The sequence below is a fragment of the Acinetobacter apis genome (assembly GCF_900197575.1).
Lineage (GTDB): Bacteria > Pseudomonadota > Gammaproteobacteria > Pseudomonadales > Moraxellaceae > Acinetobacter > Acinetobacter apis.
Genome location: NZ_FZLN01000003.1, coordinates 287,490 through 304,364 on the forward strand (window position 1 = coordinate 287,490; position 16,875 = coordinate 304,364).

Below are 16,875 nucleotides of genomic sequence, written 5' to 3' on the forward strand. Positions count from 1 at the left end.
ATTATAGACTTTATTTTTCTTATGAAGAGCAACTTATAGCAATTTCAGCATCACCTAAAGCAGGTGGTGTTAAATCAGTTGCTTTTTCACGTTCAACTTGCTGCGTATATGGTGTAGCTAATAAGTGAAATAAACGATCCACCTCAGTGAAGTCATCACGCTCAGCCGCTTCAATGGCTGCTTGTGCCATATGGTTACGCAAAATATAACGTGGATTATGCTGACACATGAGGGTCTGCAACTCATCTATATTTTGGTTTGACCGAATCTGATGGTAGTTCGTCATGAAGGCATCAAACGCTTCAAGATCGATACAGTCATCTCGTAAGGCTTGATATGCTTTGGTTTGCAAGCGAATAAAGCTTTGTGTGTAATCTAATTTCTCTTTTTGTAAAATACTAAGAAAAGCCGTACCACATGCCAAGCTGTCATGATGGAACGTAGGCAATCCCATTTTATGGGCAAGGCCATCTTGATAGGTTTGTAAAAAGATAGGTTCAAATGTTGCTAAAGCGGCTTGAAGGGCTGTTTTTAACTCATCTTGTTGGTCATCTGCTGCCAAAGGTATGAGGTTGTTTAGCCAAACCCACAAATTCCAATGTGCAACACTCGGCTGATTTTGATAGGTATAGCGCCCTTGATGGTCTGAGTGGTTATTAATCCAATTCGGTTTAAAGCGCTCTAAGAATCCAAATGGACCAAAATCTAAGGTCGACCCTGTAATATTTAAATTGTCGGTATTCATAACACCATGTGCAAAGCCGACCAATTGCCATTTTGCAATCATGATGGCTGTTTTTTTAATCACAGCATGCGCAAAAGCCACCACAGGCTGTTCTGCATCTAAACAGTCAGGATAGTGCCAAGTGATACATTGTTGTACAAAGTCTTTGAGTAACTCAGGCGCATATTGGTTAATCCATTCAAAATGACCGAAACGGATATGGCAATCTGCTGTTCGTAATAGCATTGCCCCAGGTTCTAAAACTTCACGTTGTACACCTTGAGCGGAGCTTGTAAAACCGACCGATTGACTAGATGGAACACCGAGGGCGGTGAGGGCATGACCTGCTAAATATTCACGAATCACAGAACGTAAGACTGCTCGACCATCTCCCATGCGTGAATAAGGGGTTTTTCCAGCCCCTTTTAGATGTAAGTCTATCACTTGACCTTGTCGGTCAAGTACTTGTGCCAATAAAAGACCACGCCCATCACCCAATTGCCCAGCCCAATGACCAAATTGATGACCTGCATACACCATTGCCAATGGTTCTGTCGCTTCAAACAAATGTTGTCCACTACAAATGTCAACCCATGCTGCTTGTTCATCTGCAGTCCATTGTAATTGATCGGCCAATGGTTGATTAAAGTGTCCTGCTTTTGCACCTTTTAGTACAGTAGGACGTTGTTTGCTAAACAGTCGTGGATCGAGCTGTGCATAACGAGAGATAAGATGCATGACAAAGTGTCCTTAAAAGCAAAAAGGTGAGCCAATATGTGCAAAATAAAGTATACGCGATATCAAATGGCTTGCATGTAGACGTAAAAAAAGGTGTACATAAAACACCTTTTTTACCAATGACTGCATGTATTTAAGACGCTGAAAGTTTTTTGGCTGTTTTAACCATCACTTCAAGCCGCTCACGATGATGATGTAAGCGTTGTTCAACCAATTGAAATTCTAATTTGAGCTTATCATCCATTTGATGCAGCTTTTCAGCCACACGTTGTTTTTTCGCCATGACTTCTTGCTCTTTTAACGTTGCCATATCGTTTAAAGTGGTGGTAAATGCTTCATATTCCGAAGCAATTCGTTGCTTTAGATTGTGGATGTCTTGACTGATATCATGCCCATAAATTGCTAAGTCTTGTTCAGCATATTTAAACTTCATGGCAAGTTCTGCTTTTTTGATGTTAAAGCTTGGGATACGGCGTAAATTGTGTGCGAGTCCAAGTTTAGAGCAGGTCCAAATCAGCCATTTTGTTGGGTCGTATTGCCACCATTTAACGCCATTTCGATAGTCATATTGAAAGATATGGTGATAGTTATGATAGCCTTCACCCCATGTCGCAATCGATAACCAAAAATTATCACGTGCTGTATTTTCATCGGTATATGGACGTTTCCCAAACATATGGCAAAGCGAGTTAATGAAAAAGGTGACATGATGACTCAATACCAAACGAAGTAATCCGCCCAATAACACCACACCCCATAAATCACCAACAAGCCAACCTACGCTACCTAAAATAATGACATGTGTTGCGATCACCAAGGGCACATAATATTTATCTTGAAATAATACCAAAGGGTCTTTGAGTAAGTCAGGCGCATTTTTATAATTGGCTTCTGCTGCAGGATAATCACGAATCATCCAACCCAAATGGGCATACCAAAACCCTTTTTTAATAGAGTAGGGATCTTTTTCTTCATCATCTACATGACGGTGATGAGTACGATGACCAGATGCCCAATATAAAATACTATTTTGAATGGCGAAGGTTCCACCAATCATCAGCAAAATTTTTAATGGTAACGACGCTTCATAAGCACGATGTGCCCATAAACGATGATAACCTGCGGTGATACTTAAGCTACTAAACGCCAATAAAAAGAATAAACTCAGCCAAGCAGCCATGGAAAAATCATGGTGATATGCATAAACAGGTAAAATGAGGAGAGCCGCAATTGGTGTACCAAGCAATGTAATTGCTGCAGTCCAATTGATGGGTGCTTGGGTCAGAGAAGTCATAATAATAGGCGTTCCCAAGAGAGTAAAAAAAGCAGGCATTTGGGTGGTTACAATGCCATGCGTTAGCCTATTTATGTGGGTATAAATGAGGCAATTTCATCATAATATACAGTTGTATATTTAAGCAAACGGTAATTCAAGAATTATGTATCCGTCCATTAAAATGCTGTTTCATGTGTAGAGGAAAATCTGTAATTAACCCATGAATACCCAATTGGTATAAGGCTTCAGCACGTGCAATATCATTGACTGTCCATACACTGGTTTTAAGGCCTGCGTCATGGGTTCTTTTAATTCGTTCAGCGGTGGCCAAAGCATCCATCCAACCAATTTGTTGGCAATCCAAGGCTTGAGCCAATTCAATTGCTTGGTCAGGTTCAGATTCAATTAACAGCCCTTTTTTAAAAGTCGCCTGTTGCTGATTGAGTGCATGCAAAATCTGCGTATCAAAACTTGTAATTACGACGGCATCATGCAGTGCTGACAATTGTGGCAGTAAAGAGGTAACCAATTGATTTGCAGCATCTGCTGAGGCAACAGCTTTAATTTCAACTTCAATATGGCTAAAATTCGCAATAATGTTTAATACATCTTTGAGTTCTGGGGTAGGTTCAGGGGATTGCCAATCTGTCCAAGCCACACGATGGTCATGGTGAATCAAGTCATCAATATGCCATGTTTCAATCGGTGCATTTTGACCTGCTGTACGCTTTAGATTGTCGTCATGAATCACCACCAAATGCTGATCAGTCAGTTGACGAACATCAAACTCTACGGCATGGATTTGAATTTGCTTTAAGTAGTTAAATCCACCTAAAGTATTTTCAGGAGCCTCACCTCGGGCACCACGATGACCAATAATATGCATAATCACACAAGATATATAAATTCACTGATAAACAGTATAGAAATAAACCATGTCAAAAGGTTTGCAATTTTGATGAACTTTGTTAAATATGTAAGGCGTAACATCAACTTGGTTTATTATCATGGCCAAGGTAAAGTGTCTTGAATAAATACAACGGATGAAAAATAATTTTATGCGGACTCGTACAAAAATTTGTGGCATTACCCGCATAGAAGACGCTGTATCTGCCGTACAATTGGGGGCTGATGCCATTGGCTTTGTATTTTATGCAAAAAGTCCAAGAGCAATCACAGGTCAAGCAGCCCAAGTTATTGTTCAACAGGCGTTGCCACCTTATGTACAAATTGTCGGTTTATTTGTTGATGCAACGCTTAATGAGATACAAGCCGTTTTAAAAGATGTTCCTGTGGAAATTATTCAATTCCATGGTGCAGAATCACCTGAACAATGTGCGCAGATTGCACAACAAACAGGGCGCAGATGGTATAAAGCCATTCAAATGAAACCAAACATTGATATTTATACTGAAATTCAGCGCTATCGAGATGCTGGCGCAAGTGCTATCTTACTTGATGCATGGCATCCTGAGTTAAAAGGCGGTACAGGGCAAGCATTTGATTGGGCTTCATTCCCAACTTCAGAGATTGCACTCATTTTAGCAGGGGGATTAACCCCTCTGAATGTGGCACAAGCAATTGGTCAAACAGCACCATTTGCTGTAGATGTCAGTGGCGGTGTTGAAATTGCAAAAGGCATAAAAAGCCATCAACTGATTGAACAATTTATGCAAGGAGTCCATTGTGGATCAGCAAAATAAGATTGACTACACACAATATCCAGATGCGCGTGGGCATTTTGGTATTCATGGCGGGCGATTTGTCTCAGAAACTTTAATGGCGGCACTTGAAGATTTAGAGCATCTTTATCATTCAATGAAAAACGACCCGCAGTTTCTGGCCGAATTTGACCGTGATATGGCACATTATGTTGGCCGTCCAAGTCCTCTTTATCATGCTGAACGTTGGTCTAAACAATTAGGTGGTGCACAAATCTATCTTAAGCGTGAAGATTTAAACCATACAGGCTCGCATAAGGTAAACAACACCATTGGCCAAGCATTGCTTGCTAAATTGTCAGGTAAAAAACGAATTATTGCAGAAACAGGTGCAGGTCAGCATGGTGTAGCAACCGCTACAATTGCAGCACGTTTAGGCTTAGAATGTGTGGTTTATATGGGTTCAGATGATGTTAAACGTCAATCTGCTAATGTTTACCGGATGCGCCTTTTGGGTGCAACAGTGATTCCTGTCGAAAGTGGTTCAAGAACGCTTAAGGATGCTTTAAATGAAGCCATGCGTGATTGGGTCAGTAATGTTGATGACACTTACTATGTGATTGGTACAGTGGCAGGTCCACATCCATACCCACAATTGGTTCGTGATTTCCAATCTATCATTGGTCGTGAAGCACGTCGTCAAATTCAAGAACAAGCTGGACGTCTACCAGATGCTTTAGTGGCATGTGTTGGTGGTGGTTCGAATGCCATGGGATTATTTTACCCATTCTTAAATGATGACAGTGTCGCCATGTATGGTGTTGAAGCTGCCGGTTTAGGGGTAGAAACAGGAAAACATTCAGCGCCATTAAATGCAGGTCATGTTGGTGTATTACATGGTAATCGTACATATCTGATGAGTGATGCCCAAGGTCAAATCATAGAAACACACAGTATTTCAGCAGGTCTAGATTATCCAGGTGTTGGTCCTGAACATAGCTTCTTAAAAGACATGAAGCGTGTACAGTATGTGCCGATTATTGATGATGAAGCCTTGCAAGGGTTCCGTGATTTAACGCGTATCGAAGGTATTATTCCTGCATTAGAAAGCGCTCATGCGATGGCTTATGTCACTAAACTTGCACCAACATTGTCTAAAGACCAAATCATTATTGCCACTGTATCGGGTCGTGGAGACAAAGACTTGATGACAGTTGCACGTGTTGATGGCTTAGAAATGCTTGAGAACTAAAATCAACAGTGAACATAAAAAGTGCTCTTGACTAGAGCACTTTTTCATATCACTGCTGTAAATATGCATGAAAACCTGTGTTATATAATATTGAGCGTACGATTTTGCAATAAAATAAATCTGGTCTATTTTAACTTAAATTGATGTTTTTAAAAAACAAGTATGATTAAAATAAGCCAGCCTACGATATTTTGCACAGCCAAGATAAGAAAAAAAAGATCACTTTGATCATTGAGAAACGCGTGTAAATATTGATTAATGTGTCTTGAAATTGTTTGATCGGATTTTGAATACGATAACAATGCTTTAGGTGCTGTGCAATGCGTAAAAAATAGCGTTACAATGAGCTGCTTGTGTGCGTTTACATACAGCAGTCACTCTATTTAAACCATGCAAGGAAAGAATTATGAATCGTTTAGCCAAACGTTTTGATCAGCTGAAATCTCAACAACGAAAAGGCCTTGTCTCATATGTTATGGCAGGCGATCCACAACCAGAAGTGACTGTACCTTTATTACATCGTTTGGTGGATGCAGGTGTTGATGTGCTTGAGCTTGGTTTACCTTTCTCTGATCCTATGGCTGATGGCCCTGTCATTGCTTTAGCGGCTGAACGTGCACTTGCGGGCGGTACCAATACGCTACATGTATTAGACATGGTAAAAACGTTTCGTGAAACAGATACTAATACGCCTGTGGTGTTAATGGGGTATTTAAACCCTGTTGAAGTAATTGGCTATGAAAAATTTGTTGCACAAGCGCATGAAAGTGGTGTTGATGGTTTGCTTTTGGTCGATTTACCTCCTGAAGCATCGTATGAGCTGAATCAAGTCTTAACTCGTTATGACATGAATCAGATCTTTTTACTTGCACCAACATCTAAAAATGATCGTATTCAACATGTGATTAAACAAGCCGGCGGGTTTATTTACTATGTTTCGCTAAAAGGTGTAACAGGTGCTGCAACATTAAATGTGGCAGATGCTGCTCAGCGTATAGAGTATATTAAACAACACACAGATATTCCTGTGGGCGCAGGATTTGGTATCAATGATGCTGCATCAGCAAAAGCAATGGCTGCTGTGGCAGATGCTGTGATTGTTGGAAGTGCACTAGTTAAACCTTTTGCAACGCTTCCTGCCGATCAAGCAGTTGAACAAACGATTAATAAAATTAAGGAGCTTCGAGCGGCGCTCGATGAGTCAATATGAGTCAAGACATTAAGCCTGCAAAAGTACTGTATCCAAATACACCATGGACTGAACGTTCAGTACCAGGTGTTCATGTACCAAATGAGCAGGAGACCTTTAAGTCTACATTTACTGAACCTACAGTCGAATGTCCAGAATGTCATTCATTGACAACACATACTGCCATGTCTTTTAACGCTTATGTTTGTCCGCAATGTGATGAACATTTACGTATGAAAGCACGTGAACGTTTGAATTGGTTTTTTGATCAAGTTGACCATGAACTTGGCCAGCGTTTTGTTGGTAATGACCCACTTAAATTTGTAGATAGCAAACCGTATAGCGAGCGTATGTTAGATGCACAAAATAAAACAGGTGAGACTGAAGCCTTAGTGGTGTTTCAAGGTGTGCTCAAAGGCATTTCAATGACTGCGTGTGCGTTTGAATTTGATTTCATGGGCGGTTCAATGGGCACTGTAGTGGGTGACCGTTTTGTTGAAGCTGCAGAAAGTGCAATCCAGAAAAAACAACCTTTGATTTGTTTTGCTGCATCAGGTGGTGCACGTATGCAAGAAGGGGTATTATCGCTAATGCAAATGGCCAGAACATCGGCTGCTATTGAAAAGTTAAAAGCTGCACGTTTGCCTTATATTGTTGTATTAACGCACCCTGTATATGGCGGTGTGACTGCCTCTTTGGCCATGTTGGGTGATATTCACTTGGCAGAGCCGAAAGCCATGATTGGTTTTGCAGGTAAGCGCGTGATTGAGCAAACGGTGCGTGAAAAATTAGATGAACCCTTCCAACGAGCAGAGTATTTGTTAGATCATGGTGTAATCGACCAAATCGTTCACCGTCATTCTTTACGTGATACTGTCTATCGCTTGGTCAGCAAGTTGATGAATAAAAATTGAATGTAAATGCGCCTTTAAATACAGATGATTTGATGACATGGCTCAATTATTGGGGCCGTGTTCATGTCACAGGAATTGATCTTGGCTTAGAACGGGTTTTGCCTGTAGCTGAGAAATTAAATATTCTTCGCCCTGAAGCGAAGATTATTACTGTTGCGGGGACCAATGGTAAAGGTTCAACCACCACCGCAGTTGCAGAAATTTTGCATCAAGCTGGTTATCGCGTGGCGTTATACCAATCCCCACATATCTATCGGTTTAATGAGCGCATTAAAGTATCGGGGCAACAAGCCACTGATGATGAGCTGATTGCTGCATTTGTACGTGTTGACCAAGCACGCCGTGCATGCAATTTAAGCTTATCTTTCTTTGAAGCCACAACCCTTGCAGCTTTCTTGGTGTTTCAGCAACAAAATTGTGATGTTTGGGTGCTTGAAATCGGTCTTGGCGGCCGTTTAGATGTAGTGAATATTATTGATCCAGATTTGGCGGTGATCACCAATATTGGCTTAGATCATGTAGATTGGCTTGGCGATACAATTGAAAAAATTGCAGCCGAAAAAGCAGGCATTATCCGCCCCAATATCCCTGTTATTTTTGCAGGGCAGCAAACATTGCCACAAGCCGTTTCTGAGCAAGCACAAAATGCTAATGCTGCATTGTATGTGCTTAATCGTGATTATTTTTATCATATAGAAGACAAACATTGGTTGTTTGCATCGCCTGGCGTCACATTAAAATTGCCTTATGGCACATTGGCAGTCGATAACTTATCAACTGCTGTGGCTGCAGTTACATTAAGTGGTTTAGCAGTTTCTGACACAGCAATTGAAACAGGTATTACAAAAGCTCATATTGCTGGGCGTTTTGAAGTGCGAAAGAAAGATCATAAAACCATCATTTTTGATGCAGGGCACAATGGTCATGGTGTATTGTTTCTGCTGAAACAACTCAAACAGTATTTGCATGCCAACCCGCAATACACAGAAATTATTACTGTTTTTTCAATGCTTGCAGATAAAGACATTGATCAAGTGGTCGAATATTTAAAACCTGAAATTGCTGCTTGGTATATTGCACCAATGACTGTGCCACGTGCAGCAAGTATTCAGCAAATGACAGATGCATTAATTGATGAGCCATATCAACAGTTAAATACGGTACAGGATGCATTTCAAGCCGCATTGGCTGCATGCCAAAATCATCAACTGATCTTAGTGTGTGGTTCGTTCCATACTTTAGAAGCCGTTTGGGAGTGTATTGACTGATGGCCATGAACAGTAAACAGCGTTGGATGGGTGGAATTGTTTTATTGGGCGGTGGTGTACTGCTTACTGCACTGTTATTTAAAGGTGCAAATGAAATTAAAACCAACCAAGCATCATCAGCCAAACCTCAAGCAGAGGTCAAAAAACAGCCTTTTCAACCTGGTGAAATGCAAGCATTACAACCTGTGACCATTGATGTTGAAACCGAAAAAAGACTATTAGAAGAACAACGACATGCACGAGAAAAAACACTTGCTGAGCAGGAAGCACGAACACAGCAGTATTTAGTGCAACAACAGCAAGCAGAAGCAGCGGCAGCACGTAAAGCGGCAGAAGAGTATGCAGAAATTAATGCTCGCCGTACACGTGAACAAGAAAATCTTGATATTCCACCTGAAATGACATCGGCATCCAATCCAAAAGTAACCGAAAAAAAGCTTAGTCCAGAAGCCGAAGCGAAAAGAAAGGCCTTGCTGACAGAAAAAGCAAAAACAGATGCAGATATTAAACGTCAAAATGACGTTGCAGAAAAGAAATTAAAAGATGCTGAGATTGCGAAACAAAAAGCAGATCACAATGTAAAAGTAAAAGCAGATTTAGATAAAAAAGCCCATGATGACCTCATCGCTAGAAAAAAACTTGAAAGCGAGATGAAAGCCAAAGCTGAAGCAGAAGCCAAAAAGAAAGCAGAGTTAGAAGCAAAGAAAAAGGCTGAACGCGAAGCCAAAGTCAAAGCTGAAGCTGAGTCCAAAGCAAAGGCAGATGCCAAAGCCAAAGCAGAGGGCGATGCCAAAGCAAAAGCTGAGTTAGATGCGAAGAAAAAAGCTGACTTAGACGCGAAACATAAACACGCGGAAGAAGAGAAGAAAAAACAACAAGATCTTGCGAAACAAAAAGCTGAAGCGGAACAAAAGAAAAAACTTGAAACTGAAAATGCGCGTGAAATTATGAACGAAGGCAAAAAGTGGATGGTTCAAGTGGCATTGGCTGTTAACCAAGGTAATGCAGACAGTATTATTTCAAAGTTGAAAGCAAAAGGTTATGCCATTACCACAAGCCCAACATCAAAAGGGATTCGTGTCATGGTTGGTCCATCAAAAGATCGTGAACATGCAGATGCTTTACGTAAAAAAATTCAAGCTGATCCAAGTCTTGGCTTTAAATCAGCTTGGGTAATTGAATGGATGCCTTTGGATCAACGTCCAAAAGCATCATCAGACTAAATTAATCCTTTTTATTGGGTTGGGGCGTGAGTCTTAAATAAGGTTTAATGGTTTGATAACCTTTAGGAAAGCGCTCTTTAAGTTCTTGTTCATCTTTAATGCTTGGTAAGATCACAACATCATCACCATCTTGCCAATTGGCAGGCGTTGCAACTTTATATTGGTCTGTCAGCTGTAAAGAGTCAATGACACGTAAAATTTCATGAAAATTACGCCCTGTGGATGCAGGATAAGTAATAATTAAGCGTACTTTTTTATTTGGGTCAATAATGACCAATGACCGTACTGTTGTGGTTTCACTGGCATTCGGATGTAAAAAACCATAAAGCTCAGATACTTTACGATCTTCATCTGCCAAAATTGGAAAATTGACAGTAGTCTGCTGCGTTTCATTGATGTCATCAATCCATCCACCATGAGACTCTATTTTATCAACCGATAGTGCCAATACTTTGACACCGCGTTGATCAAATTCATCATGTAGTTTTGCAGTATAACCAAGCTCTGTGGTACACACAGGTGTGTAATCTGCTGGATGAGAAAATAACACCCCCCACTGATCGCCTAAGTAGTCATAAAAGTTAATCAATCCTTGACTCGATTGCTGTTCAAAATTTGCTGCTGTATCACCTAAACGTAAACTCATGGTTTGTCCTTTTTCACTGACTCATTTTTAAAATAGATAGTGAGTGATCAACCACAATAAATGAAATACAGTTTTATGATTTATATATAAACGAATTCGATAAAATAAAAAATGAACACACGATATTGTTAAAATCAGACTTAATCCACAAAATAAGGCAAAAAAATACGAGTTTTTGTTCAAAAAACTTGTACTTCACAAATCTAACACCATAATAAACACCTGTTACCATCCATTTTATTTTTGATTAGCCAAAATTAGAGAGTTTATTCATGTTGGGAAGTCTGATCGGAGGTATCTTCGGTACTAAAAATGAGCGTGAACTCAAACGCATGCGTAAAATTGTAGATAAAATTAATGCGCTTGAACCGACAATTTCCGCTCTTAGCGATGCAGACCTATCTGCAAAAACTCAAGAATTTAAAGAAAGTTATAAAACCGGAAAGAGTTTAGATGATTTGTTGCCTGAAGCATTCGCAGTATGTCGCGAAGCAGGGAAACGAATCATGGGTATGCGACACTATGATGTGCAGTTGATTGGTGGTATTACACTTCACGAAGGTAAAGTTGCAGAAATGCGTACCGGTGAAGGTAAAACATTGATGGCAACCCTTGCATGTTATTTAAATGCATTAAGTGGTAACGGGGTACATATCATTACAGTGAATGATTACCTTGCACAACGTGATGCTGATTTAAACCGTCCATTGTTTGAGTTTTTAGGGTTAACCGTGGGGACAATCTACTCCATGCAAGACCCATTTGAAAAATCACATGCCTATAAAGCAGATATCACATACGGAACCAACAATGAATTTGGTTTTGATTACCTGCGTGACAACATGGTATTTTCAATTGAAGAAAAGAAACAACGTGGCTTAACTTATGCCATTATCGATGAAGTCGATTCAATTTTAATTGATGAAGCACGTACGCCATTAATTATTTCAGGGCAAAGCGAAGATTCATCACAACTTTATGCGGCTATTAATCAAATTGCGCCAAAATTACATCCACAAAAAGAAGAAAAAGTGGCAGATGGCGGACATTTTTGGATTGATGAAAAACAGCGCTCTGTAGAGATGACTGAAGCTGGTTATGAAAAAGTTGAGCATGAACTTATTGCAATGGGTCTACTTGCAGAAGGAGATACCTTATATTCTGCAAATAACTTAAATTTAGTACATCATGTGTCAGCTGCAATTCGTGCACACTTTTTATTCCAACGTGATGTTCAGTACATTATTCATGAGGGCGAAGTGGTCATCGTAGATGAACACACAGGCCGTACTATGCCAGGTCGTCGTTGGTCAGAAGGGTTGCATCAAGCAGTTGAAGCAAAAGAAAAACTAGAAATTCAGCCTGAAAACCAAACACTTGCGACAACAACATTCCAGAACTATTTCCGTTTATACCAAAAACTCTCTGGTATGACAGGAACAGCAGACACAGAAGCTTCAGAATTAAAAGAAATTTATGGCTTAGATGTGGTGCTGATCCCAACGCATCGCCCAATGGTTCGTAAAGATTTAAATGATTTAATTTACTTAAATCGTAATGGTAAATATGACGCGATTGTTGCTGAAATTAAACGTATCCAAGAAACAAAAGCACCAATCTTAGTCGGAACAGCAACCATTGAAGCCAGCGAAGCATTGTCATCTAAATTGACAGCAGCAGGCATTCGTCATGAAGTGCTAAATGCAAAGCAACATGAGCGTGAAGCAGATATCATTGCACAGGCAGGTAGCCCAGAATCTGTAACAATTGCAACCAATATGGCGGGCCGCGGAACAGACATCTTGCTTGGTGGTAATTGGAAAGCAAAGCTTGCCAAAATTGAAAACTCCACCCCAGAAGATGAAGCACGCTTAAAATCAGAATGGCAGCATGACCATGAAACTGTGCTTAATGCAGGCGGCTTACATATCATTGGTTCAGAGCGTCACGAATCACGCCGTATTGATAACCAGCTTCGTGGTCGTGCAGGACGTCAAGGCGATCCAGGCCTATCACGTTTTTATCTATCACTTGAAGATGACTTAATGCGAATCTTCGCAGGTGACCGTGTCATTGGTATGATGAGAGCGATGGGCTTAAAAGAAGATGAAGCCATTGAACATAAGATGGTGAGTCGCTCTATTGAAAATGCGCAACGTAAAGTTGAAGCCCGTAACTTTGATATTCGTAAAAATCTATTGAAATATGATGATGTGAATAATGAGCAACGTAAAATCATCTATTCACAACGTGATGACATTTTAATTGAAAAATCATTGCAAGATTATCTTGAAAAAATGCATGAAGAAGTGATTCAAGGTTTTATTGCTAACTTTATTCCACCTGAATCTATTCACGATCAATGGGATGTTCAAGGTCTAGAAAGTGCATTACAAAGCGATCTGAATATTCAGTTGCCGATCCAACAATGGCTAGATGATGACCGTCGTTTAGATGAAGAAGGTTTAATTCGTCGTATTACCACAGAGATTGTAGGGCGTTATCGTGATCGTAGAACTCAAATGGGTGATGAAGCTGCAGCTTCGCTTGAACGTCACTTTACATTAAGTGCATTAGACCGTCATTGGAAAGAGCATCTTGCTGCAATGGACTACTTACGCCAAGGTATTCATTTACGTGGCTATGCGCAAAAAAATCCTGAGCAAGAATACAAAAAAGAAGCATTTAACTTGTTTATTAGCATGTTAGGCATTATTAAAAACGATGTCATCACTGACTTGTCTAAAGTTCATATCCCAACTCCAGAAGAAGCTGCGGAAATGGAAGCAAGACAACATGCTGAATTTACACAGCTATCATTTGAACATGATGATGTCGATGGTCTAACAGGTACAGTGACTCACCAAGCTGAGTCAGAGCAAGTTGATGAGATTGAACCGCCTGTGAGTCGTAATGCAGCTTGTCCATGTGGTTCGGGCTTAAAATACAAACAATGCCACGGTAAAATTTAATATTTTTTACAAAAGCAGAACAAGAGTTCTGCTTTTTTTATGCCTGCTGTGGGCGACTTCTCGATTCATTTACAGTAGAATTTTCATAACCACTGATAAATATAAACTTTGGATATAATGATGAAGACAATAAAACAAGCACTTTTTTTATCCTCACTTATGGTTGCGCCTGTAATTGCTTTCGCTGAAGCGCCGACTGAGCCATTTACCACAAGTGTAGGTAGTGTTAAAGCAGCACTTGGACCACAACAAGCGCTTGCAACGTCAAAAGGTAACTCAATCACCATCATTAGCCCGAGAACAGGAATTAGCTATACACTTGGCAATACTGAGGGTCGTTCAATTGTGTTACAAACAGATGCCATTGCAGAAGCCAACAGCATTACAGCAAAACGTATTGTCGCTGTAAATCCAGCTGTATCAGAAACAAGCCAATTGGCAGCAGAAAAAGCATTGATTGGAATGACACCGCAGCAATAAGCATGTCATGCTCAAAAGCCAGTTTTAAACTGGCTTTTTTATTGCAAAGACAAACAGAATAACTCGATTTTTTTAACCAGATTGAATAAGCTTAAACCTTCTTATTAACAATAATAGATGGAAACGTAAAATGGCAGTTGGTGACGTTGCAATACCACATATGCATGTGGTGAAAGGATTAAAAATTGGATCGACAGAAGCACATGTGCGTTATCAAAACCGCCGAGATTTAGTTGTATTTGAGTTTGCACCAGGAACGCATGTTGCAGGTATATTTACCCAAAATGCATTTTGTGCGGCACCAGTTTTGTTAAGTAAAAAACATTTAAAGCAAACGACAGGTATTCGCTATTTAGTCATTAATACCGGTAATGCCAATGCAGGTACAGGGCAAACAGGCCTGCATAATGCACTTAAAATATCGCAAGCGGTTGCAGATGCAACAGGCGTATCAGTGGATCAAGTTTTACCATTTTCTACAGGTGTCATTGGTGAACAATTGCCTGTTGAGCGAATTTGTCATGCAATACCGTCAGCCATCAATACACTAGATGAAAATTCATGGTTAGATGCAGCATCAGGAATTATGACAACTGATACCATTCCTAAAGGTGCATCTGAACAGTTCGACCTTGATGGAATTACCTATACATTAACAGGCATTAGTAAAGGTGCAGGCATGATACGACCAAATATGGCAACTATGCTTGGCTTTGTGGTTACTGATTTACCCATTCATCCAGATTTAGTTCAAAGCTTGTTAAAAACAGCTGCAGACCAATCTTTTAACCGTATTACAATTGATGGTGATACTTCAACTAATGACTCGTGCATTTTTGCTGCCACAGGTCAAGCTGGTGGTGTGCAAATCGAAACAGCAGATGACCCACGTTATGCTGTGATTGAAGAAAAGCTAAACACTGTAATGAAACGTTTAGCACAACTGATTGTGCGTGATGGCGAAGGTGCAACCAAGTTTATTGCTGTACATGTAAAAGGCGGTAAAACGACAGATGAATGTTGCAATGTAGCCTATAGCATTGCGCATTCACCTTTAGTAAAAACAGCACTATTTGCTTCAGACCCAAATTGGGGACGTATTCTTTGTGCAATCGGTTACGCAGATATTCAGAATTTAGATGTTGAGCGTGTCCAAGTTTGGCTTGATGAAGTACAAATCTGTGAAGATGGTGGCGCATCTGTACACTATACTGAAGCTGCAGGAAAAGCTGTAATGTCAAAACCTGAAATTAATATTTATGTTGACCTTGGTCGAGGTGATGCCAAAGACACTGTTTACACCTGTGATTTGTCATATGACTATGTAAAAATTAATGCGGATTACAGATCGTAAGACCATGGCATGGAAATCTTGATTAAAGTTGATCAAGATTTCTACACTTTATTAAAATAAGTTGTTGAAAAAGAACATTATAGATCGTTTTTTAATCTTTATGCTGAATAAATAGACTTTTAATGCAATAAAGTAAATAATTTTAAATTAAGTGCTTGACCAAAATGTTTCTCAAGCATAGAATGCACACCGTACCGCACAATGTGCGATACGAAAGCTGAGAACGATCGGAGCATAGCACAGCCTGGTAGTGCACCTGGTTTGGGACCAGGGGGTCGTAGGTTCGAATCCTACTGCTCCGACCAACAATCGGCAAAGTATCGTTTGATACATGTATCATCGGTTATGCGCCTGTAGCTCAGTTGGATAGAGCATCCGCCTTCTAAGCGGATGGTCACAGGTTCGAATCCTGTCAGGCGCACCATAGCTGTCTGGTAGTATGTAGAACAATGTTGTTATGGTGGATGTAGCTCAGTTGGTAGAGCCCCGGATTGTGATTCCGGTTGTCGTGGGTTCGAGCCCCATCATTCACCCCAATTTACGGAGCATAGCACAGCCTGGTAGTGCACCTGGTTTGGGACCAGGGGGTCGTAGGTTCGAATCCTACTGCTCCGACCAAAAAATCCGCTTAAATGCGGTTTTTTTGTGTCTGAAATTCCTAAAAGCTATAATGCTCTATTCACTCTTCCTTGGTGGTGTGTAACCGAATTGAACTATCTATCTATATAGATAAAGTTCCAAAAGAAATGAGATTACCGCCTGTAATTATTCTTATGCATGATTTAAGTCTTAATCTTAAAAAATGAAATATGTTGCTTGAACTGAGTTAAATGACATGCTTTATAAGGTTGAATTTGAATTAAAGTGCAATAAGTAGACAGTTGAATGAAATAATTAAAAAAAGGGGTTGCGTTGGATTTGGAATGGTCTATAATGCGAATCCATCGGCGGTGCTGTTAAATAAAACTTGTTGATAAACAATAGCTTGGGTTGTTGAGTTGGTTTTAGAGACGAACTTTATAGTTTAAGAATAAGTTTAGAGATGAGAAAAAATAAATAGCACGACTGCTTGACTTCTGTGAGGAAGAGAGTAATATAGCCGACCTAGCTTACTGATGACGAGTCACTAAGTAAATCATTAAAAGCAATGAAGAACAACTTGTGTGGATTTTTGTTGA

Annotated in this window: 13 protein-coding genes and 4 tRNA genes; 13 read left to right on the plus strand and 4 right to left on the minus strand. The window is 40.1% G+C overall.

Annotated features, from left to right (window positions below):
• Positions 1-19: 19 nt before the first annotated feature.
• From CFY84_RS09355 to CFY84_RS09365, 3 genes are all read right to left on the minus strand, one after another.
• Positions 20-1,462, minus strand: a complete 1,443-nt coding sequence (locus CFY84_RS09355) for a protein adenylyltransferase SelO (protein ID WP_088824022.1) — start codon at positions 1,460-1,462, stop codon at positions 20-22.
• 133 nt (positions 1,463-1,595) lie between these two features.
• Positions 1,596-2,756: an acyl-CoA desaturase gene (locus CFY84_RS09360; RefSeq protein WP_088824071.1), complete on the minus strand. Its 1,161-nt coding sequence runs from the start codon at positions 2,754-2,756 to the stop codon at positions 1,596-1,598.
• Between the two features lie 136 nt (positions 2,757-2,892).
• Complete coding sequence (locus CFY84_RS09365) at positions 2,893-3,624, minus strand: glycerophosphodiester phosphodiesterase (RefSeq protein ID WP_088824024.1); 732 nt, start codon at positions 3,622-3,624, stop codon at positions 2,893-2,895.
• A gap of 172 nt (positions 3,625-3,796) precedes the next feature.
• Here CFY84_RS09365 and CFY84_RS09370 point away from each other — a divergent pair, with 172 nt between their 5' ends.
• The 6 genes from CFY84_RS09370 to CFY84_RS09395 all read left to right on the plus strand — a co-directional run bounded on the left by CFY84_RS09370 (position 3,797) and on the right by CFY84_RS09395 (position 10,245).
• Entirely contained in the window at positions 3,797-4,441 is a 645-nt protein-coding gene (locus CFY84_RS09370; protein WP_088824026.1) for a phosphoribosylanthranilate isomerase, read from the plus strand.
• Entirely contained in the window at positions 4,425-5,651 is a 1,227-nt protein-coding gene (gene trpB, locus CFY84_RS09375; RefSeq protein ID WP_088824028.1) for a tryptophan synthase subunit beta, read from the plus strand. Before CFY84_RS09370 ends, trpB begins: the two co-directional genes overlap by 17 nt.
• A 406-nt stretch (positions 5,652-6,057) precedes the next feature.
• Positions 6,058-6,861, plus strand: a complete 804-nt coding sequence (gene trpA, locus CFY84_RS09380) for a tryptophan synthase subunit alpha (protein WP_088824029.1) — start codon at positions 6,058-6,060, stop codon at positions 6,859-6,861.
• Positions 6,858-7,754 (plus strand): acetyl-CoA carboxylase, carboxyltransferase subunit beta, encoded by an 897-nt coding sequence (gene accD / locus CFY84_RS09385; RefSeq protein ID WP_088824031.1) that lies wholly within the window; start codon positions 6,858-6,860, stop codon positions 7,752-7,754. The genes trpA and accD overlap by 4 nt, the downstream gene beginning before the upstream one ends.
• Entirely contained in the window at positions 7,751-9,022 is a 1,272-nt protein-coding gene (gene folC, locus CFY84_RS09390) for a bifunctional tetrahydrofolate synthase/dihydrofolate synthase (RefSeq protein ID WP_088824033.1), read from the plus strand. Before accD ends, folC begins: the two co-directional genes overlap by 4 nt.
• Positions 9,022-10,245 (plus strand): SPOR domain-containing protein, encoded by a 1,224-nt coding sequence (locus CFY84_RS09395; protein ID WP_088824034.1) that lies wholly within the window; start codon positions 9,022-9,024, stop codon positions 10,243-10,245. Before folC ends, CFY84_RS09395 begins: the two co-directional genes overlap by 1 nt.
• A 1-nt stretch (position 10,246) precedes the next feature.
• Here CFY84_RS09395 and CFY84_RS09400 read toward each other — a convergent pair whose 3' ends face one another.
• Positions 10,247-10,891 (minus strand): peroxiredoxin, encoded by a 645-nt coding sequence (locus tag CFY84_RS09400; RefSeq protein ID WP_088824036.1) that lies wholly within the window; start codon positions 10,889-10,891, stop codon positions 10,247-10,249.
• A 272-nt stretch (positions 10,892-11,163) separates the two neighbouring features.
• Here CFY84_RS09400 and secA point away from each other — a divergent pair, with 272 nt between their 5' ends.
• From secA to CFY84_RS09435, 7 genes are all read left to right on the plus strand, one after another.
• Positions 11,164-13,863, plus strand: a complete 2,700-nt coding sequence (secA, locus tag CFY84_RS09405) for a preprotein translocase subunit SecA (RefSeq protein ID WP_088824038.1) — start codon at positions 11,164-11,166, stop codon at positions 13,861-13,863.
• Positions 13,864-13,983: 120 nt separating this feature from the next.
• Positions 13,984-14,343: a hypothetical protein gene (locus CFY84_RS09410; RefSeq protein ID WP_088824039.1), complete on the plus strand. Its 360-nt coding sequence runs from the start codon at positions 13,984-13,986 to the stop codon at positions 14,341-14,343.
• A gap of 130 nt (positions 14,344-14,473) precedes the next feature.
• Positions 14,474-15,697, plus strand: a complete 1,224-nt coding sequence (argJ, locus tag CFY84_RS09415) for a bifunctional glutamate N-acetyltransferase/amino-acid acetyltransferase ArgJ (RefSeq protein WP_088824041.1) — start codon at positions 14,474-14,476, stop codon at positions 15,695-15,697.
• Between the two features lie 228 nt (positions 15,698-15,925).
• Positions 15,926-16,002: transfer RNA gene (locus CFY84_RS09420), tRNA-Pro, on the plus strand.
• Between the two features lie 42 nt (positions 16,003-16,044).
• Positions 16,045-16,121 (plus strand) — tRNA-Arg (locus CFY84_RS09425).
• A gap of 36 nt (positions 16,122-16,157) precedes the next feature.
• Positions 16,158-16,233, plus strand: a tRNA-His gene (locus CFY84_RS09430).
• 5 nt (positions 16,234-16,238) lie between these two features.
• A tRNA-Pro gene (locus tag CFY84_RS09435) sits at positions 16,239-16,315 on the plus strand.
• Positions 16,316-16,875: the final 560 nt, after the last annotated feature.

Excerpts from the sequence above, each read along its gene's own strand:
- CFY84_RS09355 (WP_088824022.1), bottom strand. The coding sequence starts at position 1,462 with ATGCATCTTATCTCTCGTTATGCACAGCTCGATCCACGACTGTTTAGC.
- CFY84_RS09360 (WP_088824071.1), bottom strand. The coding sequence starts at position 2,756 with ATGACTTCTCTGACCCAAGCACCCATCAATTGGACTGCAGCAATTACA.
- CFY84_RS09365 (WP_088824024.1), bottom strand. The coding sequence starts at position 3,624 with ATGCATATTATTGGTCATCGTGGTGCCCGAGGTGAGGCTCCTGAAAAT.
- CFY84_RS09370 (WP_088824026.1), top strand. The coding sequence starts at position 3,797 with ATGCGGACTCGTACAAAAATTTGTGGCATTACCCGCATAGAAGACGCT.
- trpA (WP_088824029.1), top strand. The coding sequence starts at position 6,058 with ATGAATCGTTTAGCCAAACGTTTTGATCAGCTGAAATCTCAACAACGA.
- accD (WP_088824031.1), top strand. The coding sequence starts at position 6,858 with ATGAGTCAAGACATTAAGCCTGCAAAAGTACTGTATCCAAATACACCA.
- CFY84_RS09395 (WP_088824034.1), top strand. The coding sequence starts at position 9,022 with ATGGCCATGAACAGTAAACAGCGTTGGATGGGTGGAATTGTTTTATTG.
- CFY84_RS09400 (WP_088824036.1), bottom strand. The coding sequence starts at position 10,891 with ATGAGTTTACGTTTAGGTGATACAGCAGCAAATTTTGAACAGCAATCG.
- secA (WP_088824038.1), top strand. The coding sequence starts at position 11,164 with ATGTTGGGAAGTCTGATCGGAGGTATCTTCGGTACTAAAAATGAGCGT.
- CFY84_RS09410 (WP_088824039.1), top strand. The coding sequence starts at position 13,984 with ATGAAGACAATAAAACAAGCACTTTTTTTATCCTCACTTATGGTTGCG.
- argJ (WP_088824041.1), top strand. The coding sequence starts at position 14,474 with ATGGCAGTTGGTGACGTTGCAATACCACATATGCATGTGGTGAAAGGA.